We start from the raw sequence: 15151 nt of genomic DNA, 5'->3' as shown, positions 1-15151 counted from the left end.
TTTTGATTTCTGGTTCGTTTTGCAACTCCAGACTATCACTGTCAGCGGCTCTGCCCACCCCTTGCTTGCAGGGCAATTCTTCTTATCCTAGTGCCATGAGGCTCCGACCCCTATTGGCGGGTTGACGCTGACGGATTTCTTGGTGCCATGGCGATCCCCGGCCGGGTGGTGCGCCCGGCGGCGCAGTATCTTTTCTTTTACGCAAAAGAAAAGATACCAAAAGAAAGGCGCCCCAACTGTCTGCGCCCCGCCGCTCTCGCGTCGGGGAACCTGCGGTGCGCGCTTTGTGCGGGGTCTGGCTAAACTCGCTGCGCTCAAACAACGCCAGCCCTTTTCCGCCCAAAGCTGCGCTCCTCGGCGCATACAGATGGGGACCCCGGGGAGCGGGATCGGCCCGGCTTTGCCGGGCATCGCGCCTAGGGCGCGAGGTTAGGGGCGTTTGGCTGGGGTGGTGTATCTTGCCAATTTCAGGTTTCCAGGCCATTTTTCAGGTGCCAAATCAGCCCTCCGTGCTGATGGAATGGGCACAAGCAGCTCTTATTTTTTACTATCAAAAACGAAGTCCAGTTCTGTAGGTACAAAGGCAGGAGGCAATGGGTTTGGCCTGCCCCTGGCTGTCTGCTTGCTAGACCGACTGGGTGCCACCATGGAGGACGCTTCGCACAGAGGTGACCACGGTTTCGGCAAGAAAAGCGCTGCCGTCCTCCGTGAAGTGCACCCCATCGGGCCCCAGTAGCCGAGCTGCGCCTGCGTGCAGGACTGCAGCGTGGAGGTCGTTCACGGTAGCGCCGTATTGGCGCGCGACGGCCAGCCCCACTGCGTTATAGCGCGCGATATCGGCCTCGTAGCGCCGTGACAGCCGGGACCGCTGGTGCCGGTCTTCGATCAGCGGTGTGGTCGTTGCCCAGATGAGCGTGCGCTTGCCGCCCGTTACGACCCGTTGGAATATCGCTGCAAGATTGTCGGCGTACACGTCGATCGGGACGCGGTGGGCACTGTCCCCAGCGTCTATCCTCAGGTCATGCAGGCCGCAGTTCAGGTGAACGATATCGGGGTTGGCAGCGGCTATCCATTCGCGGAAGTTTTCCCGGACCTCGACGCTCGACTGGCAGTTTTCTGCCGGAGCCGTCACCACCGCTTCGTGCCGTAACGCACGGGTAACGGCACCCTGGTAACCCAGGCGAATGGAATCGCCAATCAGCACAATCTGTTTCATCGAGTTGTTTTCAGATATTTAGGCTTATTTTCAGGTGCCAAAATGACCATCTGCGCCCATCAGATAAGCGCAAGCAGCTCCTATTTTTGACTATCAAAAGAGCAGCATCTACACCCACCCTACTCGCGCCCCAGGCGCGATGCCCGGCGCAGCCGGGCCTATCCCGCTCCCCGGGGTCCCCATCTGTGTGCGCCGAGGAGCGCAGCTTTAGGCGGATCAGGGCTGGCGTCTGTCTGAGCCGCAGGCGAGTTTAGCCAGACCCCGCCCAAAGCGAGCACCGCAGGTTCCCGCAGCGCTAGCGGAGGGCGCAGACAGTTGGGGCGCCTTTCTTTGGGTTACCTTTCTTTGGCGGTCAAAGAAAGGTGACTGCGCCGCCGGGCGCACTACCCGGCCGAGGATCGCCATGGCACCCAGAAGACGCAATCCCGCCACCGTCCGTCACGGAGAACCGCCCGGAGGAGGGAGCCCCAATGCGGATGGCGCTCTCTCTTTGCCGCCAGCACCCGTCGCGCAATGGGGATCTGACCCCGCCGGGCTCCACCGAGCTACACCCCCTGCGTCCCCACATACAAGGCATACACCGACTGGCTCGCCGCCATGAACAGGCGGTTGCGGGCCGGGCCGCCGAAGCATAGGTTGGCGCAGCGCTCGGGCAGGGCGATGTGGGCGAGGGGGGTGGCGTCGGGGGCGAAGACCACCACGCCGTCGCGACCGGGGGGGCCGCCCCAACCGGCCCAGAGGTTGCCGTCCACATCGCAGCGGAAGCCGTCGGGGCTCTCGCCGTCGGCGCAGGTCACGAACACCCGGTCGTTGGTCAGGCGTGTGCCGTCTACGTTAAAGACGCGGATGCGCCGGGGCGTGGCGCCGGACTCGACCACGTACAGCAAGCGCTCGTCGGGCGAAAAACACAGGCCGTTGGGCCGGTCCACCGCGTCGGTGGCTACGCTGCACTGGCCGGTAGCGGGGTCGAAGCGGTAGACGCAGGTGGGCTGCTCGGGCGTGGCGTTATAGCCTTCGTAGTGGCCCAGGATGCCGAAGGGCGGGTCGGTAAACCACACGCTGCCGTCGGAGTGGACGACCACGTCGTTGGGCGAGTTCAGCGGCTTGCCGTTGAACTGGTCGACCAGCACGGTGATGCTGCCGTCGTACTCGGTGCGCACCACGCGGCGGCCGCCGTGCTCGCAGCCCACCAGGCGGCCTTGCCGGTCGCGGGTGTGGCCGTTGGCGAAGTTGGACGGCTGGCGGAACACGCTGACCGCGCCGGTCTGCTCTTCCCACTTCATGGTGCGGTTGTTGGGGATGTCGCTCCACAGCAGGTAGCGGCCGTCGCCAAACCACACCGGTCCCTCGGCCCAGCGCATGCCGGTGGCGATGCGTTCCACGGCGGCGTTGAAGAGGTGGTAGCGTTCAAAACGCGGGTCCAACACGGCGATAGCCGGGTCGGGGTAGCGGGTACTGGGTTGCCACATAGGACGCCTTTGTATTTTTGTCAAGGAACCAGTATGCATGGGCTTTGTAGCGCTTCGCAACACGCGTAACAAGTGAAACCATCGGGCCCTTGGTGGTTCACAATGTTTGAAGCCACTGTCCGAAAGGCGACTTTGTTACCCACCTTTTACCTGCGATGGATCCCGTACTGCTTCGCGCGGCGATGGGCGGGCGTGTGGGTACTGGTGTGGGCCTGGATCTATGCGGTTGCGGCAGCCCCCGGTGCACAGGCGGTCGAGGTGCCGCTGGTGGTGTTGAGCCAGACTGCGGGCGGCACCCCACTGGTCGGCAAAATCGGATTCTTGGAAGATCCCGACGGGACGCTGGGGCTTGCAGAGGTACGCACGCCTGCGGTGGATGCCCGTTTTACCGTCCCTCCGAACACGGTCCAGCAGTCTGGCCTGGATCTGCATGCGCGCTGGTTCAAGATCCGCTTGCGCCAGGACGGCACCCGGGGCGCGTGGCTGATCGACAGCACCACTACGGCGCTGCGCCACTTCAGCGCCTATGGGCCTTTTGATGCCGACGGCAATGCCCTGGCCGTACCCTGGGTGCGCAGCGTGACCGAAGCGCCTGCCCAGCCCGCGCTGGAAGGCGACCGTTTTGTGTACCGTTTCCAGCTCGACCAGCCGGGCGACTACACCATCTACCTGCGCACGGTGTCGGATTTCCCCGAGTACTACCGCTTTGCGGTCTGGGATGCCATCCAGTTCGGCCAGGCCGAGCAGGGCCGGTCGCTGTTCAACGGCATTTGTTATGGCCTGCTGATTGGCATGCTGGTCTATAACCTGATGCTGTTGTTTGTGTTTCGCGAGGGGCTGTATGCCTTCAACTTTTATGCGTGCCTGTTTGCCCTGGGCACACTGGTCACCCTGAACGGCCATACCGCGCGCTATCTGCTGGCGGGCGCGCGCGAATGGGTGCCCAACGCCATCGTGGCCATGCCGCCCTTGTGGATTGCCTTTGCTACCTTGTTTGGCCTGAGCTTTCTGGAGTTGTCGCGCTACACACCCCGCTTGGCCCGGTGTTTGCTGGCTACCGTGCCGGTGTGTGCGATGGCGCTGTGCCTGGCGCTGGTGGGCCAGTTGTTCTGGTCGCTGGCATTGACCCAGGCCATGGCGCTGGTGGCTCCGGTTTTGATGTTCACCGGCGCAGTGTGGGCCTGGCGCAGTGGTTTCCGGCCGGCGGCCTGGTACATCGCAGGCCTGTCTGTGCTGTTTGCGGCCTCCATCTGCACCACCCTGAACAATTTTGGGGTGCTGAACCTGCCGTTTCACTACGAAGCGCTGCAAGTGGGCATCGTGGTGGAGATCACCGTGTTTGTGGTGGCACTGGGCAGCCGCATCCGGCGCATGCGCGAGTTGAATGGCGAGCTGGGGCAGCGCACCCAGCAGCTCACCCGGGCCGCGCAGACCGACGCACTCACCGGCCTGTTCAACCGCGCTGGCTGGATGCACTACGGGCCCCGCGTACTGGCCCAGGGCGGGCAGGCCGCACTGCTGCTGCTCGATCTGGACCGTTTCAAACCCGTCAATGACGAATATGGCCATGCGGCAGGCGACAAGGTGCTGGTGACCGTGGCGCGGCGGTTGCAGGCCGATGCGCGCGCGCAGGGCATCGTGGCGCGCCTGGGGGGCGACGAATTTGTGCTGCTGCTGTCGGATGCGCCCAGTACCGAGACCCTGGCCGCCCATGCCCAGCGCCTGGTGCGGCTGGTCTCCCAGCCCGTGATTTTTAACGGCATAGGGCTCAAAGTGGGTGCCAGCATCGGTATTGCCTGCTATCCCGTCGATGGCGAAGATCTGGGCAGCTTGATGCATGCCGCCGACCTGGCCATGTACTGCGCCAAGGAGCGGGGCCGCGACGGTTACGCGTTTGCCGCAGATGCGCACGCCGTGGTGCCCATCCTGGCCTGAGATGGAAACCTGCCGCCGCCCTATAGCCGACAAACTGCGGGGTGGATGCGAAATCGACTAAGGTACGGCCCTATGCAAACTACCTTCTGGCGCCTCGGCTGGCGCACCCTTTGGCGCGACCTGCGCTCTGGCGAACTGCGCCTGCTCATCGTGGCCGTGACCCTGGCCGTGGCCGCACTCAGCGCCGTGGGCTTTTTTGCCGACCGGCTGCAAAGCGGCCTGCAGCGCGATGCGCGGCAACTGCTGGGCGGCGATGCCGTGGTCTCCAGCGACAACCCGACCCCCGCCGCCTTTCTGGCGCAAGCGCAGGCGCAGGGCCTGCAAACCGTGGGCACGCTGACCCTGGCCACCATGGCCCGGGCCGACGACGCGCAGGGCGGGGCCAGCAAGCTGGTGGCGCTGAAAGCCGTGGTGCCCGGCTACCCGCTGCGTGGCAGCCTGCAGATTGCCGATGCCCCCGGTGCCGCGCCGCACCCCACCCGCGACATTCCCGCGCCCGGCACGGTGTGGGTCGATGCCTCGCTGCTCGACGCGCTGGGCCTGGCAATCGGCGACAGCCTGCTGCTGGGCGACAGCCGTTTGCGCATCACCCAAACCATCGCCATCGAACCCGACCGGGGCGGTGGTTTCCTGAATTTCTCGCCCCGCGCCATGCTCAACCAGAGCGATATGGCCGCCACCGCGCTCATCCAGCCTGCCAGCCGCATCAACTACCGCTTTGCCGTGGCCGGGGCCGACCCCGCCGTGCAGCGCTACGTGCAGTGGGCCGCCGAAGAGGTCAAAAAGCCCGACACCCGGGGCGTGCGCATCGAGTCGCTGGAGAGTGGCCGCCCCGAAATGCGCCAAACCCTGGACCGCGCCAACAAGTTCCTCAACCTGGTGGCCCTGCTGTCGGCCCTGCTCAGCGCGGTGGCCGTGGCCCTGGCCGCGCGCGGCTTTGCGGCGAATCACCTGGACGACTGCGCCATGCTGCGCGTGCTGGGCCTGGGCCAGCGCACCATTGCACTGAGCTACGCGTTTGAGTTCGCGCTGGTGGGCATCTTCGCCAGCGCGCTGGGGCTGGTGATCGGCTTTGGCGTGCACTATGGGTTTGTGCTGCTGCTGGCGGGCCTGGTGGATGCCAGCCTGCCCGCCGCCACCTGGTGGCCTGCCGCTTTGGGCATGGGCATGGGGCTGACGCTGCTGTTCGCCTTTGGCCTGCCCCCCGTGCTGCAACTGGCCGCCGTGCCGCCGCTGCGGGTGATCCGCCGCGACGTGGGCGGCCTCAAGCCCACGTCCATCGGCGTGCTGGGCCTGGGCGTGCTGGGCTTTGCCGCACTGCTGTTGGCGGCCAGCAGCGACATCACCCTGGGCCTGATTGCGGTGGGCGGGTTTGCCGCCGCCGTGCTGGTGTTTGCGGGCCTGGGCTGGGTGGCCGTGAAGCTGCTGCGCCGCAGCGTGAACGAGGCCACCGCCCCGCGCTGGCTGGTGCTGGCCACGCGCCAGGTGTCGGCCCGCCCGGCCTACGCCGTGGTGCAGATCAGCGCCCTGGCCGTGGGCCTGCTGGCGCTGATTTTGCTGGTGCTGCTGCGCACCGATTTGATCCAGAGCTGGCGCCAGGCCACGCCGCCGGATGCGCCCGACCGCTTCGTCATCAACGTCATGCCCGACCAGGCGGCCGATTTCCAGGCCAACCTGGCCGCAGCAGGCGTGAAAAACTACGACTGGTACCCCATGTTCCGGGGCCGCCTGGTGGCCATCAACGGCAAGGCGGTGGCCCCCGAGAACTACGAGGACGATCGCGCCAAGCGCCTGCTGGACCGCGAATTCAACCTGTCCCACAGCGCCACCCGGCCCCCGCACAACCCGCTGGTGGCGGGTACCTGGACGGCCGAAGAAGCCGGTGCTATCAGCGTCGAAGAGGGCATTGCCGAAACCTTGAAGCTGAAGATGGGCGACAGCCTGCGTTTCGACATTGGCGGGGCGCAAACCGATGCCAAGATCACCTCGCTGCGCAAGGTGGACTGGGGTTCGATGCGGGCCAACTTCTTCGTCATCTATCCGGTCAGCCAGATGCCGGAGGTGCCCATCACCTACCTGGGCGCGTTCAAGGCCCCGGCCACCAAGGGCTTTGACAACACCCTGGTGCGCCAATTCCCCAACATCACGGCGGTGGACCTGAGCAGTACCCTGGGCCAGTTGCAGCGCGTGCTGGACCAGGTGATCCGCGCGGTGGAATTCCTGTTTGGCTTCACCCTGGCCGCCGGGCTGGTGGTGCTGTTTGCCGCCATCACCGCCACCCGCGAAGAGCGCGCCCGCGAGTTCGCCATCATGCGGGCCCTGGGCGCACCCGGCAGCCTGCTGCGCCAGGTGCAACGCGCCGAGCTGGCCGGTGTGGGCCTGCTGGCGGGCTTTTTGGCCAGCCTGGTGGCCGTGGCCGTGGGCTGGGCGCTGACCCGCTTTGTGTTCGAGTTCGAATGGCACGGCTCCCTGTGGGTGCCCGTTTTCGGTGCCATCGCCGGTGCCCTGCTGGCCCTGGCCGCTGGCTGGTGGGGCCTGCGCGATGTACTGCGTCGCCCTGTGGTGGAGACGCTGCGGCGGGCTACGGCTTAGGACTCAGGACTTACGCAAGTTCCCCCTGTAAGCCCGAAGGGCGATACAGGGGCGCTGCGCAAGTCCTGGCACTATTTTTTTAATAGCTGTTTGCGCTGGTGGAATAAGCACAAGCGGCTGATTTCCTATAAATTTTTGGCAACCTGCCAGGCCTGGGCCACGCAGGTATCCACCGCCTCCAGCGCCTGGCGGCAGCACTGGTCGGGGGAGTCGCTCATTTCTGCCCATGGAATAGGCGGAGAAGGCACTTTTTATGCCTAATTCCCCAGAAACTCCCCCACCGGCTTGAGATCGTCCACACGGTCGCAGATTGCCTTCACCGCCACCAGGATGGGCACGCCCAGCAGCAGGCCCCACAAACCCCAGAGCCAGCCCCAGGCCAGCATGCCTACAAACACCGCCACGGGGTTCATCTGGTTGGCGCGGCTGGTGAGCCAGGGGGTCAGCAGGAAGCCGACGATGGCGTGGATCACCAGGGAGCCGCCGCTCACCAGCAACACCATCTCCAGCGAGCCAAACTGCAAAAACGCCACCATCGCCGTGCCCGCCGCAATCACCACGCTGCCCAGGTAGGGCACCAGGTTCAGCACGCCGGCGGCAATGCCCCACACCGCCGCCTGCTCCAGCCCCATGGCTACAAAGTACAGCCAGGTGACCACGCCCACCAGGGCACTGGTGAACAGTTGCACCAGCATGTAGCGCTGGATCTGCTCGTTGATCTGGTTCAACGCCTGCAGGGTGATCTTTTTGCGGCTCAGCGTGGGGCCGGTCAGTTTGACCAGCTTGCGCCGGAAGCTGTCGCCCGAGGCCATCAGGAAAAAGGTGATCAGCGACACCGTGCCCAGCTGCCCCAGCAGGCCCACGATGCCCAGGCTGCCGTCCCACACGTAGTCGCGGATGTCAAACCGGGGCTTGACGATCTGCACCCGTTGCACGCCCGGACCGATGGGCACGGAGCGGCTGGTCTCCTCGGCGGCCTTTTCCAGGTGCGAGGCGGCTTGCTGCACGGTGGTCAAGGTGTTGCGCGGCGCGCCGGGCAGGGTGCGCAGGGCGCTGCGCAGCTTCTGGGTGGCGGCGGGGAGTTGCTCGACCAGTTTGCTGGCATCGTCGCTGAGCGAGTACGCCAGTCCGCCCACGCCGCCAATCATGCCCAGCAGCAGCACCGCCGCACTCAATGCGCGTGGCACCCGGCGCGCATGGAACCAGTCCACCACCGGCGACAGGGCGTAGCTGGACAGAATGCCCACCATGATCGGAATAAACACCGCCGCCGCCCAGTGCAGGGTGTAGATGCTGGCCAGCAGGGCCAACAGCCCCAGGGCAAAGCTGCGCACATCCACCGGCATGTGCAGCACCACGCGGCGTGACCGGTCGGACTCCGACGAGGGGACGGGAGCGCCCGGGTCAGGCAGCTCCGGGGTAGGGTGGTTCATTGCGGAGTCCTTGGGTGTGTCTGGTTGTCGTATACAAACATTGTATGCTACTATTTTAGTAGCTTGTCACGCTGGTGGAATAAGCGCAGAGGGCCTATTTCGCCATGAAAACCCGTGCGGCCGCCGCTTCATTAGCAGATGTTTGCCCGCGATCCCTCCTCCATTTGGAGGGTGAAAACCCCGGCATGTCTGGCTATGCTGTGCCCATGGCCACCACTCCCAGCCCCACCACAGCGCCGACGTCGGTGCCCACGGGGCGCGCTGACGAGGCCGCGCAGTTGGCCTTTGTGCGCGACCAGTTTGTGGTGATTTATCTGCAGCAGAACAAGCGGGGAACCGTGACCATGGTGTGCGGTGCACTGATGGGTTTCGGCTTGATGCACTACCGCTTCCCCGGCCCTTTGCCTTTCGCATGGATGGCGGCGGTATTGCTGGTCATGGTCTGGCGGTATGCTTTCGCGGAGCGGTTTGTTGGCAGTGGGAGCGAAGCGCCGTACCGCGTTGGTCTGGTGATGTTGCTGACCAGCACCATCTTGGCGCTACAGGTTCTGGCGTTCGGCAGGTTTAGTGATGCAGAGAAGGCCCTGGTCTCGCTCATCATGATGTCCACGTCCACTGCCGCGGTCGTGGCTACCGGCGGGTATCGGCGCTTGTATCTCTTTATTTCCATGCCCCAGCTGTTGTCACTGGGTTTGGGGTGGACCTTGTCTACAAGATCGGGTGATGTGGCTTGGGAAGGGCCGATGATGGGTGCGCTCATCGTGATCTACCAGCTGTACCTTGCAGCGCTGGGCAAGGACGTTTTCCGACTGTTCGACTCGTCCTGTCGCATCCGTTTTGCCGAGCACTCGCTGAACAAGCAATTGGAAGCGGCCCTGGAAGAGGCGCGCCAGGCTGGGCGCGCCAAAACCCGGTTTCTGGCCGCAGCCAGCCACGATCTGCGCCAGCCCCTGCATTCCATGGGTGTACTGCTGGCTGCCTTGGGGTTGCGCCCGCTGGACGAACGCAGCCGCGAGATCGTCAACATGCTGGGCAGCGTGAACCAGTCGCTGTCGGGCCAACTGGACGGCTTGCTGGACATCTCCAAGCTGGACGCGGGCATTGTGGTGCCCGATATGCAGGCCCACCGGCTGGACCAGCTGGTGCAGGCCCATGTGGCCGTGCAGGCGGGTTTGGCCCAGCAAAAGGGTTTGACGCTGCGGACCTATTGCGAAGGGCCCGTGCTGGCCATGACCGATGCCCACCTGCTGCAGCGCGTGCTGGGCAACCTCACCAGCAACGCCTTGAAGTTCACCTCCCACGGCGGCGTGAATGTGATCGTCAAGGTGCAGTCGGGCCATGCGATCGTGGAAGTGGTCGACACGGGCATGGGTATCGCGCCAGACCACCAGCAGCTGATTTTTCAGGAGTTCTACCAGGTCAGTAATCCGGAACGCGACCGCTCCCAGGGCCTGGGGCTGGGGCTGGCCATCGTGCAGCGGGTATGCGCCTTGCTGGGCATCGCGCTGGGACTGGAGTCGGCGGTGGGCCATGGCAGCCGCTTCACGCTGCGCCTGCCCCTGGCAGAGGCCATGGCCGAAGTCCAATTGGCGGGCGTCAGTGCGGCGAGTGGCAGTCTGCCATCGGTCACCATCCTGGTGGTGGACGACGAGGTGGACGTGCGCCAAGGCATGTCGCTACTGCTGGAAGAGCTGGGCTGCCAGGTCCTGCTGGCCGACAGCGTGGCCAAGGCGGTCGAACAGGCCCGCAGCCATGCGGTGGACATGGTGATTTCCGACCTGCGGCTGCGCAACCACGAAACCGGGTTTGACGCGATACAGGCGGTGCGCAACGTGCATCCCGGGGTGTATGCCTTGCTCATCACCGGCGACACCGCCCCCGACCGTCTGCAGCAGGCCCACGAGGCGGGCTATCCGCTGCTGCACAAACCGGTCACGCTGGACGCGCTGGTGGCGCACATTCGCCAGGCCAGCGCATCGTGATTTAAGCCATCGCCATCGACAGCCCGATGGACGCGGCCCGGTAAACCGCCTCGGTGCGGGTGTGCGCGTCCAGCGCCGCCAACACCGCTGCCACATGGCTGCACACCGTGGTGTCCGAAATGCCCAGCTCGCGCGCAATCACCTTGTTCGACTTGCCTTGCACCACCTTGGCCAGCACCTCTTGCTGGCGTGGCGACAAATGCACTTGCGGGCCAGCGAGTTCGCAAGATGCCAGCATGCTGCCGGGTGGCAGGTAGGTTTCACCCGCCAGCACGCGTTGCAGGGCCACAAACAGCTCGGAGGACGGGGCGGTTTTGGACACAAACGCCATGGCCCCCTGCTGTATGCATTGGCGGATGTGGGCAGGGTTGTCGTCGGCCGAGACGATCACCACCGGCGTGCCCTCCCTCTGCTGCCGAATGCGCGCCAGCCCGTCCAGACCCCGGGCATCGGGCAGGTGCAGGTCCAGCAGCACCAGGTCCAGGGGCCCCGGCACCCGCAGTGCCTGCGCCACGCTTTGCGCGGTGAGGATCTCTACGCCCGGAGCCAGCTCATGCAGCAGCATGCGCAGGCCGTTGGAGAAAAGCTGGTGGTCGTCCACCAAAAGTATCCGCATAGAGGCGCAGACCATGGTTACCCTCGCAATTTTTTTGTAAAGCGTATGTAAGTTACTGCTTTTTGTGTGCAATTACATCCTCTGTTTTGGGGATGTTGGTGTAGGGAAGCGGGGGAGATACTGGCTTGGCAGGCTGGAAGATCGCACGTCCTGCGCCCCGAGACCGTTGCGATTTCATTGCAGCAGATTGCACTCCAAGGAGAGTTTCGATGCCGAATCAAGAGACATGGGTTGTGCCCGGAAATTTAATGGTCAATGGCGCGGAGCTGGCTAAGAGCTTTGCGCAGGCAACCTACTACCAAGGCGCAGCACCCGCCGAAGCTGGTGCCCCAACCCCCGCGAGCCCGCTTCCCAATTTCGTGACCAAAGTGGTGATTGATGATGTGCTCATCACCGCCTCCCTGGCCTTTAATCCGAACAAGCCCATGCGAGATATTTTGAGGGACCTGGGCATAGGTACGGCCAACCCCTTGGTTCCGCTGTCGCTTGTCAGCAAACTGCTGGTCAACCGCCTTGCCAAATCGACCCGTCCCCGACCCAGACAGTACAGCCTGTGGCCTGGCAAACCTGATTTGCCCGGTGGCCCCGGCAAGCCCAGCGTACCCCAGTCTTTTCCTGGTGATCCGGGCTATGTTTCAGACTACACCTCCTGGCCTTCACTCACCCGTCGTGACTATTCGGGTCGGCATATGAAACCGGCAGCCCAGAGCTATATCGATAGCTTGCCGCCCAAAATAGACGATGTAGCTGCTTTGTTTCAGCGACCAGTCAATGCCATGAAAACGGATCGATCGTCCGTGCTGTTCATGTTTTTTGCCCAGTGGTTTACCGATAGTTTCCTGCGGTTTAAATGGGATGACCGACGCCAAAATACCTCCAACCATGAGATTGATTTATGTCAAATTTATGGATTGCATGAAGACACTACAACCGCACTGCGTACACATGGCAAGAATGGCGAGATATTGGCAACCCTGGCAAGTCGAAAAAATGGTGACGAAGAATATCCGGATTATTTTCACATCAATGAAAACGATGTCAAAGATGGAGTCAAACCCCAGTACGAAAACCTGCCATGCGTTAAAGAGATGGGTCGTTTGTTCCCTACGTTTACAGATAGACATTCACGCTTTTATGCAACCGGACTCGAACAAGGTAATTCGTCCGTTGGTTACGTGGCCATCAGTACCTTGTTTTTGCGTGAACACAATAGATTGGTGGGAATTCTGAGAGGGGAAAATGCTGGCTGGGACGAAGAGAGGTTATTTCAGACCGCTAGAAATATCAATATAGTGCTTTTAATCAAGCTGGTGACGGAGGTCTATATTGCGCATCTTACAAATAATAATCTAATAAAATTGGATGAAAAATTCGCTGAGCGCGAGCCATGGTATAGAACCAATTGGATTGCGGCTGAGTTTGATTTGTTGTATCGCTGGCATAGCTTGATACCGGATAGAATAAAAATAAACAACCAGGATGTGGAGCAGGAGATATATCGTTGCAATAACAAATTATTCGAATCCGTGGGGTTGATGAATTCGATATCTGAACTCTCCATGCAATCAGCCGGATCTATTTGTTTGAAGAATTCGCCCTCATATTTAATGAGGGCTGAAGTCGCCGCTTTGCAAATGGCGCGCGACATCAGGCTGCAGTCTTATAATGCATATCGTGAGAACTTTAGCTTGCCTAGGTTTAAAAATTTTGATGAACTTATGGATAAAGGACCGCTACAAGATGAGTTAATAGGCTTGTACGGCGGGGATATTGAAAAGCTCGAGTTCATCGTGGGCTTGTATGCCGAAAGACCCAGTGGCGGTAGGTTATATGGAGATTTAATGACAACCATGGTGGGTTACGATGCCATGACACATATTCATACCAATCCTTTGTTATCAAAAAATATTTATAACGAAGATACTTTTACAGCCAGGGGTCTTGAAATAATTAAAAATACCAATTCTTTGGAAGATTTGGTTAGAAGAAATGTACAAAACTCCGGAGGAGTGTTGGCCAAATTTGGATTTACGCCACCTAGCCCTCCATAGATTCATTTTTGTTTCTTAAAAATGCCCGCCGGGATGCATCCTGGCGGGCATTCTTGTTTCAACGCACCATGCGGCCCGTACACTGCCTACCAGCCCCACAGCCTGCATGCTCTGCTTTTTATAGCTGCTTGCGCCCTTGGTATAAGCGCTAGCACCGTATTTCTTATAAATTTTTATTTCCACTATGCAGATCCAAGAGAAAGCCCCCGCCGCCACCCCGTTTGAATGGATCGGCGGCGAGGCCCCGGTGCGGGCGCTGGTGGAGCGGTTTTACGACCTGATGGAACTGGAGCCCGGCTATGGTGCGCTGCGGGCCGCCCATGGCCCGGAGCTGGAGAACGCGCGCCAGCGGCTGTTCTGGTTCTTGTGCGGTTGGCTGGGCGGGCCGCAGTACTACACCGAGCAGTTTGGCCACCCGCGCCTGCGGGCCCGGCATATGCCGTTCAAGATCGGCATTCTGGAGCGTGACCAGTGGCTGGCCTGCATGGACCAGGCGATGGGCGAGACCGGCGTAGACGCGGCTTTGCGCGCCCGGCTGCGCGACAGCTTTTTCCAGACCGCCGACTGGATGCGCAACCAGGGCGTGTGACGGTGCCGCGTTTGCAGCCCACCCCTTCCGCCGCAGGCGAAGAGCGCCAGCTCCAGGACTGGCTGCACGCCCTGGTGCCCCAGACCTGGGTGACGTACGGGCTGATCGCGCTGAATGCGGCGATGTGGGTGCTGATGGTGGTGCAGGGGGCGAACCTGTTTACGCCCCCGGCCGAGCTGCTGCTGCACTGGGGCGGCAATGCCACTTCCGAGGTACAGCGCGGCCAGGTGTGGCGGCTGTTGACCGCCACCGTGGTGCACGGCGGCATCGTCCACCTGGTGATGAACATGCTGGGCCTGTGGGCCATCGGGCAGACGGCCGAGCGCATCTACGGCCACCGGGTGTTTTTGGCCATGTACCTGGGGTCGGCCTTGGCCGGGAGCGCCCTGAGCCTGCATTTTGCGGCCCAGACCACCGTGTCTGTCGGGGCTTCGGGGGCGGTGTTCGGGCTGGCCGGGGTGGTACTGGTGGCCGTGCTGCGCCACCGCGACAGCATGCCCCAGCTGTTTGGCAAACAGATGCTGCAGGGAATGGGTTTGTTTGTGGTGCTTTCGCTGGCGCAGGGGTTGCTGCAGGCGGGCGTGGACAACGCGGCCCATGTCGGCGGGCTGCTGGCCGGGGCGCTGCTGGCGTGCATCCTGCCGGTGCGGCCCGACCCGCAGGGCCCGCCTGCCCAGGCGCGGGGGCGGGCCCTGCTGGCGGGGGCCGCCCTGGCCATGCTGGTCGGCGGGCTGGTGCTGCTGGCACCGCCAGCCACGGTGGATTTTCAGCGCAAGTACACCGGCGCGGCGGCCTTTGAGCAGGGCATGCGCAGCTTCAACGCGGCAATGCGGCAGCTGGGCATCGAGTCGCAATGGCTGCGGGCGGGCAAGCTGACGGCGCAGCAGGCGGACGAGCGCAGCCGCAGCGTGCACGCGCCCGCATTCCGCAAGGCGCAGGCCGAACTGGCCGCCGCCTGGCTGCCCCCCCAGGACCCGCGCAACGCGCTGCTGCAAGCGGTGCGGAAACAGGCGGCATGGATGGTCGAAATGCAGGCGATGGAGTCGGTCACCCCGCCCGGCAGCAGCACTCCGCAGCCGGTCGACCCGGCCCGCATGGCTGCGCTGCAGGCTTTGATGCAAGCGTCGGTCCGGCGCTTGGCGTTGCCGCCCGGCCCACCACCGCCCCCGCCCCAACCACCCCGGCGTTGAACCCGTCCAGTGTTTTATTTTGTATGCATGGCATCGCAAAGTATGGGCTAAGCTTGTTTCAACTTTGGGGGTACAGCG

The 15151-nt window shown here is 62.9% G+C and carries 10 protein-coding genes; 6 read left to right on the top strand and 4 right to left on the bottom strand.

Going from position 1 to position 15151, the window contains the following annotated elements:
- Positions 1 to 625 precede the first annotated feature (625 nt).
- The gene (locus AC097O_RS21680) at positions 626 to 1216 is read right to left on the bottom strand and encodes an SGNH/GDSL hydrolase family protein (RefSeq protein WP_479595054.1); all 591 of its coding nucleotides are present in this window, start codon (positions 1214 to 1216) and stop codon (positions 626 to 628) included.
- Positions 1217 to 1761: 545 nt separating this feature from the next.
- Positions 1762 to 2685, bottom strand: coding sequence for an SMP-30/gluconolactonase/LRE family protein (locus tag AC097O_RS21675; protein WP_479595053.1), 924 nt, complete (start codon positions 2683 to 2685; stop codon positions 1762 to 1764).
- A 132-nt stretch (positions 2686 to 2817) separates the two neighbouring features.
- On the opposite strand from AC097O_RS21675, the gene AC097O_RS21670 reads away from it, so the two are divergent.
- Together AC097O_RS21670 and AC097O_RS21665 are read left to right on the top strand one after the other, a co-directional pair.
- Positions 2818 to 4620, top strand: coding sequence for a diguanylate cyclase domain-containing protein (locus tag AC097O_RS21670; protein WP_479595052.1), 1803 nt, complete (start codon positions 2818 to 2820; stop codon positions 4618 to 4620).
- Positions 4621 to 4692: 72 nt separating this feature from the next.
- Entirely contained in the window at positions 4693 to 7212 is a 2520-nt protein-coding gene (locus AC097O_RS21665; protein ID WP_479595051.1) for an ABC transporter permease, read from the top strand.
- Positions 7213 to 7469: 257 nt separating this feature from the next.
- Here AC097O_RS21665 and AC097O_RS21660 read toward each other — a convergent pair whose 3' ends face one another.
- Complete coding sequence (locus AC097O_RS21660) at positions 7470 to 8645, bottom strand: AI-2E family transporter (RefSeq protein ID WP_479595050.1); 1176 nt, start codon at positions 8643 to 8645, stop codon at positions 7470 to 7472.
- A gap of 206 nt (positions 8646 to 8851) precedes the next feature.
- On the opposite strand from AC097O_RS21660, the gene AC097O_RS21655 reads away from it, so the two are divergent.
- Positions 8852 to 10627: a hybrid sensor histidine kinase/response regulator gene (locus AC097O_RS21655; protein ID WP_479595049.1), complete on the top strand. Its 1776-nt coding sequence runs from the start codon at positions 8852 to 8854 to the stop codon at positions 10625 to 10627.
- Between the two features lies 1 nt (position 10628).
- Here AC097O_RS21655 and AC097O_RS21650 read toward each other — a convergent pair whose 3' ends face one another.
- Positions 10629 to 11243: a response regulator gene (locus AC097O_RS21650; protein ID WP_479595048.1), complete on the bottom strand. Its 615-nt coding sequence runs from the start codon at positions 11241 to 11243 to the stop codon at positions 10629 to 10631.
- Between the two features lie 209 nt (positions 11244 to 11452).
- Here AC097O_RS21650 and AC097O_RS21645 point away from each other — a divergent pair, with 209 nt between their 5' ends.
- The 3 genes from AC097O_RS21645 to AC097O_RS21635 all read left to right on the top strand — a co-directional run bounded on the left by AC097O_RS21645 (position 11453) and on the right by AC097O_RS21635 (position 15073).
- Entirely contained in the window at positions 11453 to 13294 is a 1842-nt protein-coding gene (locus tag AC097O_RS21645; RefSeq protein WP_479595047.1) for a peroxidase family protein, read from the top strand.
- A gap of 184 nt (positions 13295 to 13478) precedes the next feature.
- Positions 13479 to 13883, top strand: a complete 405-nt coding sequence (locus AC097O_RS21640) for a group II truncated hemoglobin (RefSeq protein ID WP_479595046.1) — start codon at positions 13479 to 13481, stop codon at positions 13881 to 13883.
- 11 nt (positions 13884 to 13894) lie between these two features.
- Positions 13895 to 15073 (top strand): rhomboid family intramembrane serine protease, encoded by a 1179-nt coding sequence (locus tag AC097O_RS21635; RefSeq protein WP_479595045.1) that lies wholly within the window; start codon positions 13895 to 13897, stop codon positions 15071 to 15073.
- The last annotated feature ends 78 nt before the right edge of the window (positions 15074 to 15151 follow it).

The organism is Rhodoferax sp. LS1P39, assembly GCF_056521425.1.
The sequence above is the reverse complement of the archived record's forward strand: the minus strand, read 5'-3'. Positions and strand labels throughout refer to the sequence as shown.

Coding starts and splice junctions, on each gene's coding strand:
- AC097O_RS21680 (WP_479595054.1), bottom strand. CDS start 1,216: ATGAAACAGATTGTGCTGATTGGCGATTCCATTCGCCTGGGTTACCAG.
- AC097O_RS21675 (WP_479595053.1), bottom strand. CDS start 2,685: ATGTGGCAACCCAGTACCCGCTACCCCGACCCGGCTATCGCCGTGTTG.
- AC097O_RS21665 (WP_479595051.1), top strand. CDS start 4,693: ATGCAAACTACCTTCTGGCGCCTCGGCTGGCGCACCCTTTGGCGCGAC.
- AC097O_RS21660 (WP_479595050.1), bottom strand. CDS start 8,645: ATGAACCACCCTACCCCGGAGCTGCCTGACCCGGGCGCTCCCGTCCCC.
- AC097O_RS21655 (WP_479595049.1), top strand. CDS start 8,852: ATGGCCACCACTCCCAGCCCCACCACAGCGCCGACGTCGGTGCCCACG.
- AC097O_RS21650 (WP_479595048.1), bottom strand. CDS start 11,243: ATGCGGATACTTTTGGTGGACGACCACCAGCTTTTCTCCAACGGCCTG.
- AC097O_RS21645 (WP_479595047.1), top strand. CDS start 11,453: ATGCCGAATCAAGAGACATGGGTTGTGCCCGGAAATTTAATGGTCAAT.
- AC097O_RS21640 (WP_479595046.1), top strand. CDS start 13,479: ATGCAGATCCAAGAGAAAGCCCCCGCCGCCACCCCGTTTGAATGGATC.